This window comes from Hydrogenophaga soli (genome assembly GCF_054777695.1).
This window is the reverse complement of sequence record NZ_BAAHAK010000001.1, coordinates 160817-179050: the sequence shown is the minus strand read 5'-3', so window position 1 is coordinate 179050 and position 18234 is coordinate 160817. Positions and strand designations below refer to the sequence as shown.

Below are 18234 nucleotides of genomic sequence, written 5' to 3'. Positions count from 1 at the left end.
CCAACCTGACCTGCCCCAACCTGACCCGTCCCACCCCGACATGCCCACCCCAGGCCCCCACCCGACCGACCTGCCCCGCCCCATCGCCCTGGTGGGCCCCACCGCCTCGGGCAAGAGCGGCGTGGCCCTGTGGCTGGCCGACGAGCTGGCCCGCCTGTGGCAGCAAGAAACGCCGCTGGAAATCATCAGCGTCGATTCGGCCCTGGTGTACCGCGGCATGGACATCGGCACCGCCAAGCCCACGCCCGCCGAGCTGGCCCGCGTGCCCCACCACCTGATCGACATCCGCGACCCGGCCCAGGCCTACAGCGCCGCCGAATTCGCTGCCGACGCCCAGCGGCTGATCGCCGACATCCACGCCCGGGGCCGCCATGCACTGCTGGTGGGCGGCACCCTGCTGTACCTGAAGGCGCTGCTGGAGCCCATGGACGACCTGCCTCCCGCCCAGCCCGAGCTGCGCGCCGTGATCGACGCCCAGGCACGCGAACGGGGCTGGCCCGCGCTGCACGCCGAGCTGGCGCAGGTGGACCCGGTCACCGCCCAGCGCCTCAGCCCCAACGACAGCCAGCGCATCGGCCGGGCGCTGGAGGTGTACCGCGCCACCGGGCAGCCGCTGTCGGCCCTGCACACCCGCACAGCACGCACCGAGGCCGACGCACCGCCCGCCGAACTGCCCATGCCCGTCATCAGCCTGGAGCCCACCGACCGCGCCTGGCTGCACCAGCGCATTGCCCAGCGTTTTGAGCAGATGCTGGACCAGGGCCTGCTGGACGAGGTGCACACCCTGATGCAACGCCCCGACCTGCACGCCGACCTGCCCAGCATGCGCTGCGTGGGCTACCGCCAGGCGTGGGACGAAATGCAATGGTTTCAGGAGCACCCTGCGCTTTCAAATAAAGCGCTGGAGGCCAAAAACATTCGCAACATCCGAGACGCCGGAACCGCCGCCACCCGCCAACTGGCCAAGCGCCAGCTCACCTGGCTGCGCAGCATGCCCGGGCGCTGGGTGGAAGCCTGCGACCAACCCGACCTGCCCCAGCGCGTGCTGGCCCGCGTGCGCAGCGTGTGGGGATGAACCCCTTGCAAACCCTGCTCGACCACCCCTTTCATGACCAGCACACTGCGCCCTGCCCCCTGGGCGCCGACGGGCAGCCCGCACACGGCGAGGCGCTGCTGTGCGCCTTTGCCGGGGCCTCACCGGCCTGGGTGGATGGATTGATGGCCTTGCGCAACCGCGTGGTCAGCCGCCTGGGCCTGAAAACCGGCCCCATGCCGTCGGCCCCGGCCAACCCCGCCACGCTGGACCTGCGCGTGGGACAGACGCTGGGGCTGTTTCGCATCCTCCACACCGCGCCGGGCTGCGCCGTGATCGGTGAGAACGACCGCCACCTGGACTTTCGCATCGTCATCCAGCACCAGGCCCCGGCAGACGGGCCGCCCCGGCTGGTGGTGGGCACGGGGGTGCGCCCGCACAACGCCTGGGGTTGGGTCTACCTGGCCGCGGTGTGGCCCGCGCACTGGGTCATTTCCAAGGTGATGGTGCGCCGCGTGGCTCAGGCGCTGGGTGGGGTGATCCGCTCACCACTGGGCAGCTGAGCAAAGCGCCCCTGTTCACGCGGGTGGACCGGGTCAGGCGCGGGCCAGGGCCAACCGCCAAAACCCGTGCGTTGGTAATCGGCAAAGGTCTGGCGGATTTCGGCCTGGGTGTTCATGACGAATGGGCCGTACTGGGCCACCGGTTCACCAATGGGGCAGGCCTGCAACAGCAGCAGTTCCACCTCCTGCGGGCCGTTGACCAGCTCGCAGTCCACGGGGCCGTGCAGCTGGGCCACATGGCGGGCGGGCAGCGTGTGGCCGTCCACCTGCAGCTCACCCGGCCCCAGGCTGTAGAGCATGCGCAGGGTGTTTGCGCCCAGGCTGGCGGGCAGCGTCCAGCGGGCGTGGGGCTGCAGGCGCACGGTGGCCATGGCCACGTCGCCCTGAGGCTGGCTGGCCCAGGAGTCGGGCGGCGGTTCCAGGCCCTGCAACGCCCCCAGGCGTCCGGCCACACACACCACCTGGGTGTGGCGGCCTTCAGCGTCGGTCAGGGTGACGCGGGGCATGTGCTCGTGCCAGAACATGGTGAAGTGGGGCTTCACCATCTTGTGGCTGGCGGGCAGGTTGAGCCAGATCTGGAACAGCTCGGTGGTGTTGCCCGCCTCTTGGTTGAGCATGGGGAACATTTCGCAATGGACGATGCCCGCCCCCGCGGTGAGCCATTGCACATCGCCCTGCCCGTAACGGGCGGTGGCCCCCACCGAGTCGCTGTGGTCGATGTGGCCCTGGCGCACCAGGGTGACGGTTTCAAACCCGCGGTGCGGGTGGGCGGGAAAGCCCGGCACGTTGTCGCCGTGGTACAGGCTCCAGCCGTCACGGGCGCTGAAGTCGCTGCCCACGTTGCGCCCTTGCAGGCTGGCGGCCACGCCCAGGTCGGCCTTGCCCGCGGGGTAGGCGTCGTGGTGGTGCACGCAAAACAGGAAGGGGTCGATGGTGGGCCAGGGGCTGGGGCTGGGCGGCAGGGCCGCCATGGCCATCCAGGCGTTGGTGGGAGGGGTGGGGGTCGAGTGGGGCATGGTGTGTCCGATTGTCCCCGGCTTGGCGGCTGTCACGCCATCAATGGGGCTGAAGTCCATGGGGCTGAACCGGGGCTCCCAGCCCCTCGAACGCTGCGTTCACCGACAGGTGCACCTGCCCCTGCAACGCCTGCCACAGGGGGGTGCGCATCAGCCGGTCCTGCACCGGGCCCTTGACCTCGGCCAGGTGCAGCCGGATGCCACGCGCCAGCAGTTCACGGTGCAGGTCGGTCAGCACCTCCATGGCGGTGGTGTCCACCCGGTTGACGGCGCTCATGATCAACACCACGTCGTGGGTGTCGGGGGCGGCTGCCAGCTCGGCCCCCAAACGAGCCTCCACCGCGCTCAGGTTTCCGAAGAACAGGCTTTCGTCGATGCGCAGCAACAACACGCCGGGCAGGGTTTCCACCCCGTGGCGCTCCACGTTGCGGAAGTGTTCGGTCCCGGCAATGCGGCCAATCACCGCGATGTGGGGGGTACTCGCCCGCAACAGCAGGGTGGCCAGCGACAAGGCAATGCCCAGCACGATGCCCGCCTGCAAGCCCAGCACCAGCACGCCCAGGGCGGTGCCCAGCAGGGCCAGGGCGTCGGCGCGGTCGTAGCCCCAGGCCTGGCGCAAGGCCTTGAGGTCGATCATGCCGAATGCCGCCACCGAGATGGTGGCCGCCAGCACCACCAATGGCAGGTGGGCAAACCAGCGGGTGCCCGCCCACACCAGGCCCAGCATGGCCACGCCAGTGACCACGCTGGCCAGCGGTGTCTGCGCCCCGGCGGCCAGGTTGATGGCCGTGCGCGACATGCCCCCGCCCACCGGCATGCCCCCGCAGAACGCCGCCGCCACGTTGGAAGCCCCCAGGCCCACCAGCTCGCGGTTGGCATCCAGCCGTTCACGCCGCCGGATGGCCAGGGCCTGGGCCATGGTGATGTTCTGCACCATGCCGATGAAGGCCAGCACCAGGGCAGGGCCGGCCAGCCGCTGCACCTCGTCCCAGCCCGGCCAGAACGTGGTGAAGCCGCCCAGCCCCTCGGGCACCGGCCCCACCACGACCACGCCGTGCAGGGTGTCCAGGTCCAGCCCCACCACCAGCGCGGTGGACACGGCCACCACCCCCAGCGGCATGAAGCGTGTCACGCCGTCGGCCACGGCGCGAGAAAGCCCTGCAGCCACCAGCCGCCCCCCCAAGGCGCTGCGGGACAGCGCCAACACCGCCACAGCGCCCACGGCCAGGGCCACCGTGGGCAGGTGGGCCTGCGGCAGGCCCTGCCACAGCGCCAGCAGCACCGCCCACGAGGGACCGGACGGGGCCGGAACACCCAACAGGAACTTGCATTGGCTGAGGATGATGAGCGCCGCCGATCCCGAGATGAACCCGCTGACCACCGGGCGGCTGAGCAGCTGCGACAAAAAACCCAGCCGCAGCAGCCCGAAGGCCAGCACCAAGGCCCCCGACATCAGCGCCAGCGTGGCCGCCAGCGCCACGTACTGCGGTGTGCCGGGCTGCGCCAGCGGGGCCAGCACTGACGCCGTCATGATGGCGGTGATGGCCACCGGCCCCATGGACTGGGTGTTGCTGCTGCCCACCAGGGCATACACCACCACGGGCACGATGCTGGCGTACAGCCCCGCCTGGGGCGGCAAGCCCGCCAGCAGCGCATAGGCCAGGCTTTGCGGCACCACCAGCACCGCCACGATGAGACCGGCCAACACGTCGTCACGCAGGTGGTGGCGCGGGTAGTGGCGAATCCAGGCGGGCAACAGGGCGGCGGGCAGGCTCATGGGCGCCATGGTGCCACGGCCTGCCGCGCGTTTCACCCACAAACGACGCCAATCGCCGCACAGCCGGGGTTCCGCTTGCCCGGCCACCGGGGAGTCGCCCGCTCAGGCAGTGCGGTAGGTTTCCAGGTGGATGCTGGTCTCGGTGCTGCGGATGCCCTTGATCAGGCGGATGCGCTCCAGCACCTGCGACAGGTCCGACAGGTTGGCCGCCCGCAGCTCGGCCAGCAGGTCCCAGCGGCCATTGGTGTCGTGCAGGGTGGCCACCCCAGGTTCGCCCAGCAGCGATGCAATCACCACCCGGGTGGTGTTGCCCTCCACCGCAATGCTCATCCAGGCGCGGATGTCGTTGGGTTGCACGTCGGGCCGCAGGCGCACGGTGTAGCCCACGATGACGCCCTGGTCTTCCAGGCGCGCAATGCGGTTGGTGACCGTGCCCCGAGACACCTTCAGGCGGGTGGCCAGCGTGGCCACGGATTCGCGGGCGTTTTGCCGCAGCAGGGCAATCAGTTGCTGGTCCAGGTCGTCCATGGTTCAAAATGTCAGTTTTGTTTGCCATTTTGTTCAAGGTTTTGAACTTTTGACAACTTTCTGCTGATTTGATTTGGCAGCGCCGGATCGGACACTGACCACCAGCCCCCAACACCCTCGGTGACTGCCATGCGCCACGCCACATCCTCCGTACTCCCCATCCGTTTCCTGAGCCCTGCCGACGTGGCCACCCTGGTGGCCGACAAAGGCCTGGCCACCTGCCTGCGCGAGCTGGCCGACCACATCCAGGCCGACTTCCTGCGTTGGCCCGACTTCGACAAGACGGCCCGCGTGGCCGCCCACTCCGACGTGGGCGTGATCGAACTCATGCCCGTGGCTGACCAGGCGCAATACGCCTTCAAGTACGTGAACGGGCACCCGGGCAACACCCGGCACGGCCTGCCCACCGTCATGGCCTTTGGCGTGCTGGCCGATGTGCTCACCGGCACGCCTTTGCTGGTGAGCGAGCTGACGCTGACCACCGCCCTGCGCACCGCAGCCACCTCGGCCATGGCCGCCCGGGTGCTGGCCCGACCCGACAGCCGCACCATGGCGCTGATTGGCAACGGGGCGCAAAGCGAGTTCCAGGCCCTGGCCTTCCAGCACCTGGTGGGCATCACCCACTTGCGGTTGTTCGACGTGGACGCCAGCGCCACCGCCAAGCTGGTGGCCAACCTGCAAGACAGCGGCCTGCGCATCACGGTGTGCAGCAGCACCGCCGAGGCGGTGCAGGGCAGCGACATCGTGACCACCGTCACCGCGGACAAGACCAACGCCACCATCCTCACCGCCGACATGCTGTCCCTGGGCATGCACATCAACGCCGTGGGCGGCGACTGCCCCGGCAAGACCGAGCTGGACGCCCAGGTGCTGCACGCCGGGCCGGTGTTTGTGGAGTACGAGCCCCAAACCCGCCTGGAAGGCGAGCTGCAGCAAATGCCCGCCCACTTTGCCGTGACCGAGCTCTGGCGCGTGCTGTCGGGCCAAGCGGTGGGGCGCTCCAACCCGGGGCAGATCACCGTGTTCGACTCCGTCGGCTTTGCGCTGGAGGACTACAGCGCCCTGCGCTACCTCGCCCGCGAGGCCGCCGTCCTGGGCCTGGGCGAACCCCTGCCGCTCATCCCGGCCCTGGCCAACCCGCGGGACCTGTACGCCTTGGTGCGGGGACAGAACGCGCCAGCCGCCGCCCGCCCTTGTGCGGCGTTGACTTGAAGGCGGCATCGATGCCCCGTAAAGTCCGGCGTTCAAACAACACGCCTCAGGAAGGCCCCCACATGCCCAAGATCTTCAACCCCACCCGCCTCGGCCTCGCCACACGGGTCGTTCTGGCGGTGCTCGGACTGGGCACCGTGCTGGGGGTGTCCGGTCGCAGCCTGGCCCCCGACGTTGCCACCACCACATGGCTTTTTTGGTGTGCCTTGGGCGTGGCGGGCCTGGTGTTGACGCTCACGGTGGGCGTGGTCATCACCCTCCAAATCAACCAATGGGTGCTGCGCAACGGCGGCACCGATGTCCAGTGGCTGGCCTTCCCGTCCGACCCCAAGGGTTTGGTCCCGTTGCGCCAGAAGCCGCAAGCAGCCCCAGCATTTCCATTCCCTGAAGGGCCTCGCCCATGACCCTGCCCCCAGCGAACTTGCCCGGCGTGAGCCTCATCGGTGTTCCCACGGACGTGGGGGCCGGTACCCAGGGTGCGCGCATGGGCCCCGAGGCACTGCGGGTGGCTGGCCTGGGCCCTGCCCTGGCCGCCCAGGGCCACGACGTGAAAGACTGCGGCAACCTCTCCGGCCCCCCCAACCCCTGGCAGGCCGCGGTGGGTGGCTACCGACACCTGGCCGAAGTGGCCGCCTGGAACCGCAGCCTGCACGAGGCCACCCTGGCCGAGCTGCAAGCGCAGCGCCTGCCCATCATGCTCGGCGGTGACCATTGCCTGGCCATCGGCTCCATCAGCGCCGTGGCCCGGCACTGCAAGGCCGTGGGCAAGAAGCTGCGGGTGCTGTGGTTCGATGCCCATGCCGACTTCAACACCGCCACCCTCACGCCCAGCGGCAACATCCACGGCATGCCGGTGGCCTGCCTGTGCGGCCACGGCCCGGATGAACTGGTGGACCTGGGCGGCCCCGGCCACCGGCTCAACCCCAAGGACATCCGGCAGATCGGCATCCGCAGCGTGGACGCGGGCGAAAAGCGCCGGGTGGCCGAGATGGGCATCGAGGTGTACGACATGCGCTACATCGACGAGATGGGCATGCGCCACACCATGGAGCTGGCCCTGGCCCTGGTGGACGCAAACACCCACCTGCACGTGAGCCTGGACGTGGACTTTCTGGACCCCGACATCGCCCCGGGCGTGGGCACCACGGTGCGTGGCGGCCCCACCTACCGCGAAGCCCAGCTGTGCATGGAAATGATCGCGGACACCGGACGCTTGGCCTCGCTGGACATCGTGGAGCTCAACCCCGCGCTGGACGTGCGCAACCAGACCGCCGAACTGGCCGTGGACCTGATCGAAAGCCTGTTCGGCAAAAGCACGCTGATGCGGGCCCGCCCTGCCTGAACCCCGCCCCGACCCCGACTGGGGCAAACCCTCTACAAGTGGCCGAAAATCCTGGCCGCACCGGTGCTATGCTGGTCGGCTTGGTGGGCGTGCACGGGCTCAGCAAACGTTTGGCAGCGCGTCCACGGCATGCTTCTTGCAACAAGTGCCCACGCACCGAACGTCACCGACTGACGTTGCGCGTCTTTCTTGTTTCATTGTTGGAGTTCAACCCCATGCTGAAGAAGTCCCTGCTGATGGCCGCCCTGGCCCTGGGTGTTTCCCTGTCTGCCTCTGCCAAGGAGTGGAAGGAAATCCGCGTCGCCATCGACCCGACCTACAAGCCCTTCACCTTCAAGACCGCCGATGGCAAGCCCACCGGCTTCGATGTGGACATTGCCCAGGCGCTGTGTGACGAAGTCAAGGCCAAGTGTGTGTTCGTCGAACAGGTGTGGGACAGCATGATCCCCGGCCTGACCGCCAAGAAGTACGACACCATCATCTCCTCCATGTCCATCACCGAAGAGCGCAAGCGCCAGGTGGACTTCTCCTCCAAGTACTACAACACGCTGTCGCAAATCGTGGTCAAGAGCGACATCAAGACCGACGGCTCCCCCGCCAGCCTCAAGGGCAAGAAGATCGGCGTGCTCAAGGGTTCCACCCAAGAGAAGTACGCCATGGGCGAGCTGAAAAAGGCCGGCGTCACCGTGGTGCCTTACGAAGCGCAAGACCAGGTCTACCTGGACATCAAGTCCGGTCGCCTGGACGGCACCGTGGCCGACATCATGGAAGTCAAGGGCGGTTTCCTGGACACCCCCGACGGCAAGGGCTTCGGTTTTGTGGGCCAGCCGCTCAAGTTCCCCAAGTACTTTGGTGAAGGCGCCGGTGCCGCCGTGCGCAAGTCCGACAAGGACCTGAAGGAAGCCCTGACCAAAGCCATTGGCACCATCCGCGCCAACGGCAAGTGGCAACAGATCAGCGACACCTACTTCAAGGGCACCGACATCTGGGGTGACTGATCCCCACTCCGGCCCCCAACCCAGCGTTTGACTCCAGATCCGTACCGCCCATGAACGAATACCTGCCCGCCATCTTTCAAGGTGCCCTGTTGGCTTTGGAGGTGGCGTTGGGTTCCTTGGCGGTGTCGGTGGTGCTGGGGTTGGTGGGGGCGTTGGCCAAGTTGTCTGAGCACCGGGTGGCCTCGACCGCGGCAGGGGTGTACTCCACCCTGATCCGCGGCATCCCCGACCTGGTGCTGATGCTCCTCATCTTCTACGGCGGCCAGATCGGCTTGAACAAGTTGTTGGAGGGCATGGGCTACGAGGACTACGTGGAAATCGACCCCTTCATTGCCGGGGTGGTGACCATCGGATTCATCTACGGGGCCTACATGACCGAGGTGTTCCGCGGCGCCATCCTGGCCATTCCCAAAGGGCAGATGGAAGCCGGTCGGGCCTATGGCATGAGTGGCTGGCAGGTGTTTGCCCGCATCACCCTGCCGCAAATGGTGCGGCTGGCCTTGCCGGGGTTCACCAACATCTGGCTGGTGCTGCTCAAGGCCACGGCGCTGGTGTCGCTGCTGGGCCTGCAGGACATGACCTATGTGGCCAAGCAGGCCGGTGCGGCGGCCCGAGGCACCATCCCCAACGCGCCGCTGGTGTTCCTGGCCTTGGTGGGCCTCATTTACCTGGTGTTCACCAGCGTGTCGCTGGTGGGCTTGCGCTGGTTGGAACAGCGTTACTCGGTCGGCGTGCGCCGCGGACGGTTCTGACAAGCCATGGAATTCGACGTCATCTTCCGCCCTGAAAACCTGGAACTGTTCTGGGAAGGCACGCTCAACGCGCTGGCCTTGCTGCTGGCCTCGCTGGCGGTGGGTGGCGCGCTCGCCCTGCCGCTGTCGGTGGCGCGGGTGTCCAGCAACCGCTGGATCAGCGGCCCGGTGTGGCTGTTCACCTACGTGCTGCGGGGAACGCCCTTGTTGATTCAGGTCTACCTCATCTACTTCGGCCTGGCGCAACTGGACTGGATTCAGCAGCGTTGGGACGACCAGTGGCCCTGGACCTGGTTCAAACAACCCTTTTTCTGCGCGGTGTTGGCGTTTGCGCTCAACACCTGCGCCTACACCATCGAGCTGCTGGCGGGTGCCATCCGCGACACCGCCCATGGCGAGATCGAAGCCGCCCAGGCCTGCGGCTACAGCCGCTGGGGGGTGATGCGCCGCATCGTGCTGCCTTCGGCCCTGCGCCGCTGCCTGCCCGCCTACTCCAACGAGGTGATTCTGATGCTGCAGGCCACGTCGTTGGCCAGTGCGGTGCCCGCGTTGATGGACATCACCGGGGCGGCCCGCAGCATCTATTCGGACTTCTACCTGCCGTTCGAAGCCTTCATCACGGCCGGGGCCATCTACGCCATCCTGACCTTGACGCTGGTCGGCCTGTTCAAGCTGGCCGAACGCAAGTGGCTGGCCCACCTGAAGCCGCGCGTGCATTGACAAAAATTCAACACTTTTTTGGCACCTAGCGCTTTATTTACAACAACAGTTCGCTCTTGTTTTTGACATGCAAACCCGCGAACACCTTTTGATTCCCCAAGCCAGCGGCACCCAACGCCGACTCGTCAGCCATCACTTTGGTGCCCCCGGGGCACGCCCCAAGGTGGTGCTGCAGGCCAGCCTGCACGCCGACGAGTTGCCGGGCATGCTCACCCTCCATCATTTGCGGGCCCTGTTGCAACAGGCCGAAGCCGATGGGCTCATCCAAGGCGAGGTGGTGCTGGTGCCGGTGGCCAACCCCATCGGGCTGGACCAGACGGTGATGCACAGCCAGTTGGGCCGCTTTGAGCTGGCGACCGCCAGCAACTTCAACCGGCACTACCCCCGGTTTGCCGACTGGCTGACCGAGCCCGGGCACGAGGTCTGGCCCCAACTGGGACCCGACGCGGCGGCCAATGCCGCCACCATCCGCCGGGCCTTGCAAGCCGCCCTGGACCGCCACCCGCCCGTCACCGAACTGGACAGCCTGCGCCACACCCTGATGAGGCTGGCCCATGACGCCGATGTGGCCCTGGACCTGCACTGCGATTTCGAAGCCGCCGTGCACCTGTACCTGGAGCCCCCGTGCATGGGCACCCTGCTGCCCTTGGCGGCGCTGCTGGGTGCCCGTGCGGTGTTGGTGGCCGAAGGCTCGGGAGGCCATTGTTACGACGAAGCCCTGAGTGGAGTGTGGTGGCAATTGGCCCAACGCCTGCGCGAGCAGCACGGCCCCGAAGCCGACCAACGCCCCATCCCGCAGGGCTGTGCCAGCACCACGGTGGAGTTGCGGGGCCAGACCGACGTGACCCATGCCAACGCCCAGGCCGATGCCCAGGCGCTGTTGTCCTACCTGGTTCACCTGGGCGCAGTGGCAGGCCCGGCCCCTGCATTGCCCGAACTGGCCTGCCAACCCACCCCCCTGGCGGGCACGCAGGTGCTGCAAGCCCCCCACCCCGGCGTGCTGGTGTACCACCGCGCCCCCGGAGACACCCTGCAACCCGGCGATGCGGTCGCCGACATCATCGAACCCATGACGGGCCGCACCACCCCCCTGCACGCCGAAGTGCACGGGGTGCTGTACGCCCGCCACATCGTGCGCTGGGCCACCACCGGCCTGGAAGTGGCCAAGGTGTCCGGCCGGGAGCCCCGGCGCTCGGGGCCGCTGCTCAGCGCCTGACGCCCCCTGTTTTCTGCCCGCACGTCCCCCAATCCTTCCACGCCACGCTGCCATGAGCGACAAACTCGACGTCCAAGACATCCACAAGCGCTACGGCACCCACGAGGTGCTCAAGGGCGTTTCGCTCACCGCCCATGCGGGCGACGTGATCAGCATCATCGGCTCCAGCGGTTCGGGCAAAAGCACCTTCCTGCGCTGCATCAACCTGCTGGAACGCCCCCACACGGGTCGCATCCGCGTGGCGGGTGAAGAACTGGCCCTGGCCCCCGCCAAAGACGGCATGCTCCAGGCCACCGACCCCAAGCAACTGCAAGCCATGCGCTGCAAGCTGGCCATGGTGTTCCAGCACTTCAACCTGTGGAGCCACCTGACGGTGCTGGAAAACGTGATGGAAGCCCCCATTCACGTGCTGGGCCTGTCCAAGGCCGAGGCCGAAGAACGGGCACGCAAGTACCTGGCCAAGGTGGGGCTGGGGGGTGACGGCAAGGCCCACGTGGCGGGGCACTACCCCTCACACCTGTCGGGCGGCATGCAACAGCGCGTGGCCATTGCCCGCGCCCTGGCCATGGAGCCCGAGGTGATGCTGTTTGACGAGCCCACCTCTGCACTCGACCCCGAGCTGGTGGGCGAAGTGCTGCGGGTGATGAAGGCCCTGGCCGAAGAAGGCCGAACCATGGTGGTGGTGACTCATGAAATGGGCTTTGCCCGCGAGGTGTCCAACCACGTGATGTTCCTGCACCAAGGCGTGGTGGAGGAACAAGGCAACCCCCGCGAGGTTCTGAGCCGCCCCAGCAGCGAGCGCTTGCAGCAGTTCCTGTCCGGCAACCTCAAATGAGGGACGGGGCGGCCACCACGCCCGGCGGCGCTCGCCCCCAGGCCTTGCGAGGCCTCTGGCCCTTTCTGCGACCCTATCGGCTGCAGCTGTTGCTGGCTGCAGTCTTTCTGGTGCTGGCCGCGGCGGCCACGCTGGCCTTCCCGGCGGTGTTGCGGCAATTGATCGACCAGGGCGTGGTGCCCAACGACCGAGGCGCCCAGGCGCTGATGTTGCGCCACCACTTTGCCGGGCTGTTTGCGGTGGCGGTGGCCCTGGGTGTGTTTTCTGCGGCACGTTTTTACGTGGTGAGCTGGTTGGGCGAACGCGTCACCGCCGACCTGCGCCAGGCGGTGTACGAGCATGTGCTGCGCATGAGCCCCGAGTTCTTTGAAACCACCCAGACGGGTGAGGTGGTTTCACGCCTGACCACCGACACCACGCTGGTGCAGACCGTGGTGGGCTCCTCGCTGTCCCTGGGCTTGCGCAACGCCGTCATGGGTTTGGGGGCGTTGGTGGTGCTGGTCTGGTCACATCCCGTGGTCATGCTCCAGGTGGTGGCCGTGGTGGTGGCCGTGGTGCTGCCGGCCATGGCCTTTGGTCGGCGGGTTCGCCGCCTGTCCCGGGCCAGCCAGGATGGCGTGGCCCAGGTGGGCGCGGTGGCGGTGGAGGTGCTGAACGCCATCCCCACGGTGCAGAGCTTCACCGGGGAAGCGCGGGAGGCGCTGCGCTTTCGGCAGGCCACCCAGCAGGCGTTTGACGTGGCCACCCGACGCAGCCGGGCCCGTGCCCTGTTGGTGGCCTTCATCATCATTGCCAATGCAGCCTTGGTGCTGTGGGGCTTGTACCAGGGCACCCAAGCGGTGCTGGCCGGTCGGATGACCGCCGGGGAGCTGGGGCAGGCCAGCCTGTACGTGGTCATTTTTGCCGGAGCCGTGGCGGTGTTGGGTGAGGTGTACGGGGATTTGTTGCGCGCCGCCGGGGCCACAGAACGGTTGATGGAGTTGCTGGCCACTCCGTCTGCCGTGAAAGAGCCCACCATCCCGGTCCCATTGCCGCTGCACCCGCAAGGGGTGGCGCTCTCGCTGAAAGACTTGAGCTTCCACTACCCCTCCCGCCCGCAGACCGCGGCCCTGCAAGGTTTGAACGTCGACGTGCCCCCCGGCAAGACCGTGGCCTTGGTGGGACCCAGTGGTGCGGGCAAAAGCACACTCTTCGGGCTGCTGCTGCGCTTCCATGACCCGGCGCACGGGTGCATTGAGCTCAATGGCGTGCCCATCGATCAACTCACGCTGCACACCTTGCGAAGCCACATCGGTCTGGTGTCGCAAGACCCGGTCATTTTCTCGACCTCGGCACTCGAGAACATCCGCTACGGGCGGCCCGACGCCACCGATGACGAGGTCAAGGCCGCAGCCCGTGCAGCCTTTGCCGACGGCTTTTTGTCAGCGCTGCCCGAGGGTTACGACACCTTTTTGGGGGAGCGCGGGGTGCGCCTGTCCGGGGGCCAACGTCAGCGCATTGCCATTGCCCGCGCGTGGCTGAAAAACCCGCCGTTGCTGCTGCTCGACGAAGCCACCAGTGCGCTGGATGCAGAGAGCGAGCGCGTGGTCCAGCAAGCCTTGGAGGCGGCGATGGCGGGCCGCACCACCTTGGTGATTGCCCATCGCCTGGCCACCGTGCAACGGGCCAATGAAATCCTGGTGTTGGACCACGGTCGCCTGGTCGAGCGCGGCACACACGCCCAACTGGTGACCCGTGGCGGCCTGTATGCGCGGCTGGCTGCACTGCAGTTTCAGGGGTGAATCCGCCAACTATGCATTCGATGCATAGCCATGTGTTCATCCGGCCTTGGACGACAAGCCCGCCGATGCGTACAGTGCGCCGCACCGCAACCGCGGAATTTGATTCATCCAGCAGGAGACCCCTCACATGAACGGCCATGCACTGACCCCCAACGGGGCCGGTACTTCCCCCACACACGCACTTCCCTCCTACCTCCAGGCAGACAACCTGGGGCCTTGGGGCATCTACCTCCAACAGGTGGACCGTGTGACCCCCTACCTGGGCAACCTGGCCCGTTGGGTTGAAACCCTCAAGCGGCCCAAGCGTGCGCTGATCGTCGATGTGCCCATCGAACTCGACAACGGCACCATCGCCCACTTCGAAGGCTACCGCGTGCAGCACAACACCTCCCGCGGCCCGGGCAAGGGCGGTGTGCGTTTCCACCAGGACGTGACCTTGTCGGAAGTGATGGCGCTGTCGGCGTGGATGTCCGTCAAGAACGCGGCAGTGAACGTCCCTTACGGTGGCGCCAAGGGCGGCATCCGGGTCAACCCCAAAACCCTGTCACGTGGTGAGCTGGAGCGCATGACCCGTCGCTACACCAGCGAAATCGGCATCATCATCGGCCCCACCAAGGACATTCCGGCTCCGGACGTCAACACCAATGAGCAGGTGATGGCCTGGATGATGGACACGTACTCCATGAACGTGGGCAGCACCGCCACCGGCGTGGTCACCGGCAAACCGGTCGATCTGGGTGGTTCTCTGGGTCGCCGTGAAGCCACGGGACGCGGCGTGTTCACGGTGGGCTGCGAAGCGGCCAACCACATTGGCCTGAACATCGCGGGCGCCCGCATCGCCGTGCAAGGTTTCGGCAACGTGGGCGGCATTGCCGCCAAGCTGTTTGCCGCAGCCGGTGCACGGGTGGTTGCCGTTCAAGACCACGGCGGCACCATCTACCGCGAGGCCGGTCTGGACGTCACCGCATTGCTGGACCACGTGGCCCGCAACGGCTCCGTGGGGGGGTTCCCCGACGCCGAAGTGTTGCAGTCGGACGCCTTCTGGGACGTGCCCTGCGACATCCTGATTCCCGCCGCATTGGAAGGCCAGATCACCGCCGCCAACGCTGGCCGGATCCAGGCCCGCATGATCATCGAAGGTGCCAACGGCCCGACCACGCCCCAGGCCGACGACATCCTGCACGAACGCAACATCCTGGTGCTGCCCGACGTGATCGCCAATGCCGGCGGCGTGACGGTGAGCTACTTCGAATGGGTGCAGGACTTCTCCAGCTTCTTCTGGACCGAAGACGAAATCAACGCCCGCCTGGTTCGTGTCATGAAAGAAGCCTTTGCCGGTGTGTGGCAAGTGGCCGAGGAACATGGCGTGAGTCTGCGCACCGCCACCTTCATCGTGGCCTGCAAGCGCATCCTGCATTCGCGCGAAATGCGCGGCCTGTACCCCTGATGGGTCAGCCCCTCGGACACGAGGGGCGTTGAATCGGTGACGAGCCGCTGCGTTGACTCAATGCAGCGGCTCTTTCACACCGGGCAACAGCGGCAGAGGCAGGATGGGCACGCCTTCATCCAACAGCTCGCGGGCTTGGTCAACCGTGGTGTGCCCCCGAATGGCTTTGGGGGTGAGTTCCCCTTGGTGCATGGCCCGAGCCTGATCGGCAAAGAGGTCACCCACATCTTCGGTTTGGGCCACCACCGTGCGCAATGCCCGCATCAGGGCAGCCTGCTGCTGCTCCATGGAAATGGGCTCAACGGGTGGTGAATCATCCCCGCCCCCTTCGGTGCCCCCCTTCAAATTCAAGCGAGGCGCTGACGGTCGTTTTTGGATGTGAATGTCAGCGCACATGGGGCAGGACAGCAGCCCACGCGCCAGCTGAGACTGGAAGTCGTCTTCACTGGCAAACCAGCCCTCGAAGAGGTGCTGCTGCCCACAACACAGGTTGAAGACCTTCATGCCAACTGCGGGCAGCGAGGGCCCACGGGCTGTGGATGGGCACCATCACGCCCGTCATTGCCACGCCACGCCAAGGTCCAGGTTCCGTTGAGCACGTTTTGCAGCCAGAACGTGGCCACCAAGGTCTTGGCATCGGTCACGCGACCTTGGGCGCACCACCCGACCAATTCGGTGGGGGTGGCCGCAAACACGTCCAAGAACTCACCCACATCGAGATGCCGTTCGGTGTGCACCAAATCCCGGGCGAACCAAATGTCGATGTGCTCGGTGGAGTAGCTGATGACCGGATGCAGCACACCGGCATAAGCCCAGGACTGCGCCTGAAAGCCGGTTTCTTCCTGCAGTTCCCGCTTGGCGCAGCTGAGGCTGCCTTCACCCGCATCCAGCTTGCCTGCGGGGAATTCAATCATGGCCTCGCCCATGGGGTAGCGGAACTGACGCTCCAGCAACACACGCCCGTCATCCAGCAACGGCACCACCATCACAGCGCCAGGATGGATCACGTACTCGCGGGAGCCAACCGAGGCATCCGGCAACACCACCGTGTCCCGCACCACCTGAAGCATTTGTCCCTGAAGCAACGCGTCACGACGAACACCTTGCTCCCGAAGGTGCCCATCGGTCTGAGGGAGATCCCCCAGACAGGGCACTTGGTGGCGGGTCAACGGTCCGGACATCTGATCCCTTGATCCACGCATCAATGCCGAATCAGGTACCGAAAGACAAAGCCAGGAAATGCCAAGGTCACAAACAGCGCCAGGGTGGTGGCAAAAAATTCCCAGCGCTGGGGGTAGATCTGACCCAACGATTGCTCAAGCGACAGCGACGCAGCGCCCACCAGCAGGTAGAACACCAACAACTCGACCGCTCGCCACGCCAGCGACTTGCCCTTCCGAACGGGCCCAACCGCCAGCACGCGCTGGTTCACAAAAGGGAGATTGGCGGCCAACACGGCGAACACCATCACCGCCCAGACCGCTGCCGACATGGACACGCCAAAGCCCTTTCAGTGGATCAGCTGACGAATCGCATCCACACACAAGTTCATCAGGCCACCGGGCAACAGCCCCAGGGCCAGCACCGCCAAGCCGTTGACGGACAGCAACACCCGAGCGTCGGTGGGCGCGTCGATGGTTTCTGTCTGTATGGGTGCATCGAAATACATGACCTTGACGACCCGGAGGTAGTAGAAGGCACCAATCAAGGACATCAACACGGCCACGACGGCGAGTTTCAGCATCAACGGGCTGCCGGACGCCATCATGCCCTGGAGCACAGCCAACTTGGCATAAAAGCCCACCAGCGGAGGCACACCCGCCAACGAGAACATGCACAGAGCCATGATGCCCGCCATGGCCGGGCTGCGGCGGTTGAGCCCCGCCAAATCGGCAATTTCCTCGGACTCAAAGCCCTGTCGCGACAGCAGCAGGATGACACCAAACGTCCCCAGGGTGGTCAGCACGTAGGTGATGGCGTAGAACATGCCTGAGCTGTAAGCGTTCACCGCATTGCCCGGGTTGCCACCCTGGACACCTGCCACAAAGGCCAACAACAGGAAACCCATTTGAGAGATGGTGGAAAAAGCCAACATGCGCTTCAAGTTGGTTTGCGCAATGGCGGCCAAGTTACCGACCACCAAAGACGCAACCGCCAACACCGCCATCATTTGCTGCCAGTCCGCCGCCAGCGGCAACAGTCCCTCCACCATCAGGCGCATCACGATGGCGAAAGCAGCCAGTTTCGGTGCGCCACCGACCAACAGCGTCACCACCGTGGGGGCACCGTGGTAAATATCGGGAATCCACATGTGGAACGGAACGGCACCCAACTTGAACGCCAAGCCGGCCACCATGAACACCACACCCAGCATCAGAATCTGCTTGCTGTGCGACCCACTGGCCACCGACTTCATCACCGATGCAATGTCCAGCGAACCGGTCGCACCATACAGCATGGACATGCCGTACAGCAGAAAACCGCTGGCCAAGGCGCCCAGCACGAAGTACTTCATGGCGGCCTCGGTCGCGCGAGAGTCATCACGACGCAGGGCCACCAGCGCATAGCTGGACAGGGTCAGCATTTCCAACCCCAAGTAGATCACCAGGAAGTTGTGGCCGGAAATCATCACGTAAATGCCGAGCAGTGAGAACAGCGACAAGGTGAACAGTTCACCACCGCGCAGCATGTCCCGACCGCCAGCATAGGCACGTCCATACACCAGCGTGATCATCATCGCCAGCGTGGCAAAACACTTCAGCCACGCACCCATGGTGTCGACCACCACCATGCCGCCAAAGCCTGCCACGGAGGCACCCGTCCCGGCATAAAACGCCAGCAGCACCGCGAGCCCCGCCAAGGTCGCCAAGGTCAGGCCGTAAGTGGCACCGCGCAGGGGGGTTTTGACACCCAAGTCCACCAGCGCAATGACGCAGGCCATGACCAGCAGCAGAATTTCAGGGTATGCAACCACCCAGCTGATGTTGTCAATCATTGTTGTTCACGCAATCTGA

Annotated in this window: 19 protein-coding genes; 12 read left to right on the top strand and 7 right to left on the bottom strand. The window is 66.2% G+C overall.

Features of this window, described 5'->3' with window-relative positions; genetic code table 11:
• Positions 1 to 40 precede the first annotated feature (40 nt).
• Positions 41 to 1075, top strand: coding sequence for a tRNA (adenosine(37)-N6)-dimethylallyltransferase (gene miaA, locus ACYVB7_RS00790; RefSeq protein ID WP_460504626.1), 1035 nt, complete (start codon positions 41 to 43; stop codon positions 1073 to 1075).
• The gene (locus ACYVB7_RS00785) at positions 1072 to 1596 is read left to right on the top strand and encodes a DUF2867 domain-containing protein (RefSeq protein ID WP_460504625.1); all 525 of its coding nucleotides are present in this window, start codon (positions 1072 to 1074) and stop codon (positions 1594 to 1596) included. Before miaA ends, ACYVB7_RS00785 begins: the two co-directional genes overlap by 4 nt.
• Here ACYVB7_RS00785 and ACYVB7_RS00780 read toward each other — a convergent pair.
• The 3 genes from ACYVB7_RS00780 to ACYVB7_RS00770 form a co-directional block, all read right to left on the bottom strand.
• Positions 1554 to 2612 carry a pirin family protein gene (locus ACYVB7_RS00780; RefSeq protein ID WP_460504624.1) on the bottom strand — a complete coding sequence of 353 codons (1059 nt, stop codon included), beginning with the start codon at positions 2610 to 2612 and terminating at the stop codon, positions 1554 to 1556. The genes ACYVB7_RS00785 and ACYVB7_RS00780 overlap by 43 nt on opposite strands.
• A gap of 40 nt (positions 2613 to 2652) precedes the next feature.
• Positions 2653 to 4398: a SulP family inorganic anion transporter gene (locus tag ACYVB7_RS00775; protein WP_460504623.1), complete on the bottom strand. Its 1746-nt coding sequence runs from the start codon at positions 4396 to 4398 to the stop codon at positions 2653 to 2655.
• A 93-nt stretch (positions 4399 to 4491) separates the two neighbouring features.
• On the bottom strand, positions 4492 to 4917 hold the full coding sequence (locus tag ACYVB7_RS00770; RefSeq protein WP_460504622.1) for an Lrp/AsnC family transcriptional regulator: 426 nt from the start codon (positions 4915 to 4917) through the stop codon (positions 4492 to 4494).
• Between the two features lie 129 nt (positions 4918 to 5046).
• Between ACYVB7_RS00770 and ACYVB7_RS00765 the strand changes: the two genes are divergently transcribed.
• The 10 genes from ACYVB7_RS00765 to ACYVB7_RS00720 all read left to right on the top strand — a co-directional run bounded on the left by ACYVB7_RS00765 (position 5047) and on the right by ACYVB7_RS00720 (position 15220).
• A complete protein-coding gene (locus ACYVB7_RS00765) occupies positions 5047 to 6129 on the top strand; it encodes an ornithine cyclodeaminase (protein WP_460504621.1) in 1083 nt (360 codons plus the stop codon).
• Between the two features lie 62 nt (positions 6130 to 6191).
• A complete protein-coding gene (locus ACYVB7_RS00760) occupies positions 6192 to 6533 on the top strand; it encodes a hypothetical protein (RefSeq protein WP_460504620.1) in 342 nt (113 codons plus the stop codon).
• Positions 6530 to 7471, top strand: a complete 942-nt coding sequence (rocF, locus tag ACYVB7_RS00755; RefSeq protein WP_460504619.1) for an arginase — start codon at positions 6530 to 6532, stop codon at positions 7469 to 7471. The genes ACYVB7_RS00760 and rocF overlap by 4 nt, the downstream gene beginning before the upstream one ends.
• A gap of 215 nt (positions 7472 to 7686) precedes the next feature.
• Positions 7687 to 8469, top strand: a complete 783-nt coding sequence (locus tag ACYVB7_RS00750) for a type 2 periplasmic-binding domain-containing protein (RefSeq protein WP_460504617.1) — start codon at positions 7687 to 7689, stop codon at positions 8467 to 8469.
• A 50-nt stretch (positions 8470 to 8519) separates the two neighbouring features.
• On the top strand, positions 8520 to 9221 hold the full coding sequence (locus ACYVB7_RS00745; protein ID WP_460504615.1) for an ABC transporter permease: 702 nt from the start codon (positions 8520 to 8522) through the stop codon (positions 9219 to 9221).
• Between the two features lie 6 nt (positions 9222 to 9227).
• Complete coding sequence (locus ACYVB7_RS00740; RefSeq protein ID WP_460504614.1) at positions 9228 to 9941, top strand: ABC transporter permease; 714 nt, start codon at positions 9228 to 9230, stop codon at positions 9939 to 9941.
• A 67-nt stretch (positions 9942 to 10008) separates the two neighbouring features.
• Complete coding sequence (locus tag ACYVB7_RS00735; RefSeq protein WP_460504613.1) at positions 10009 to 11157, top strand: succinylglutamate desuccinylase/aspartoacylase family protein; 1149 nt, start codon at positions 10009 to 10011, stop codon at positions 11155 to 11157.
• Between the two features lie 52 nt (positions 11158 to 11209).
• Positions 11210 to 11992, top strand: a complete 783-nt coding sequence (locus ACYVB7_RS00730; RefSeq protein ID WP_460504612.1) for an ABC transporter ATP-binding protein — start codon at positions 11210 to 11212, stop codon at positions 11990 to 11992.
• Positions 11989 to 13773 (top strand): ABC transporter ATP-binding protein/permease, encoded by a 1785-nt coding sequence (locus ACYVB7_RS00725; RefSeq protein WP_460504611.1) that lies wholly within the window; start codon positions 11989 to 11991, stop codon positions 13771 to 13773. The genes ACYVB7_RS00730 and ACYVB7_RS00725 overlap by 4 nt, the downstream gene beginning before the upstream one ends.
• A gap of 127 nt (positions 13774 to 13900) precedes the next feature.
• On the top strand, positions 13901 to 15220 hold the full coding sequence (locus tag ACYVB7_RS00720) for a Glu/Leu/Phe/Val family dehydrogenase (RefSeq protein WP_460504609.1): 1320 nt from the start codon (positions 13901 to 13903) through the stop codon (positions 15218 to 15220).
• A 57-nt stretch (positions 15221 to 15277) separates the two neighbouring features.
• Here the strand turns inward: ACYVB7_RS00720 and ACYVB7_RS00715 are convergent, their stop codons facing one another.
• Genes ACYVB7_RS00715 through nuoN form a run of 4 tightly spaced genes read right to left on the bottom strand, consistent with a single transcriptional unit; the run spans position 15278 to position 18215 of the window.
• The gene (locus ACYVB7_RS00715) at positions 15278 to 15724 is read right to left on the bottom strand and encodes a DUF1178 family protein (protein ID WP_460504608.1); all 447 of its coding nucleotides are present in this window, start codon (positions 15722 to 15724) and stop codon (positions 15278 to 15280) included.
• The gene (locus ACYVB7_RS00710; protein ID WP_460504607.1) at positions 15721 to 16401 is read right to left on the bottom strand and encodes an NUDIX domain-containing protein; all 681 of its coding nucleotides are present in this window, start codon (positions 16399 to 16401) and stop codon (positions 15721 to 15723) included. Before ACYVB7_RS00710 ends, ACYVB7_RS00715 begins: the two co-directional genes overlap by 4 nt.
• Positions 16402 to 16421: 20 nt before the next feature.
• Positions 16422 to 16718 carry a DUF2818 family protein gene (locus tag ACYVB7_RS00705; RefSeq protein ID WP_460504606.1) on the bottom strand — a complete coding sequence of 99 codons (297 nt, stop codon included), beginning with the start codon at positions 16716 to 16718 and terminating at the stop codon, positions 16422 to 16424.
• A 12-nt stretch (positions 16719 to 16730) separates the two neighbouring features.
• Positions 16731 to 18215 (bottom strand): NADH-quinone oxidoreductase subunit N, encoded by a 1485-nt coding sequence (gene nuoN / locus ACYVB7_RS00700; RefSeq protein ID WP_460504605.1) that lies wholly within the window; start codon positions 18213 to 18215, stop codon positions 16731 to 16733.
• Positions 18216 to 18234 lie beyond the last annotated feature (19 nt).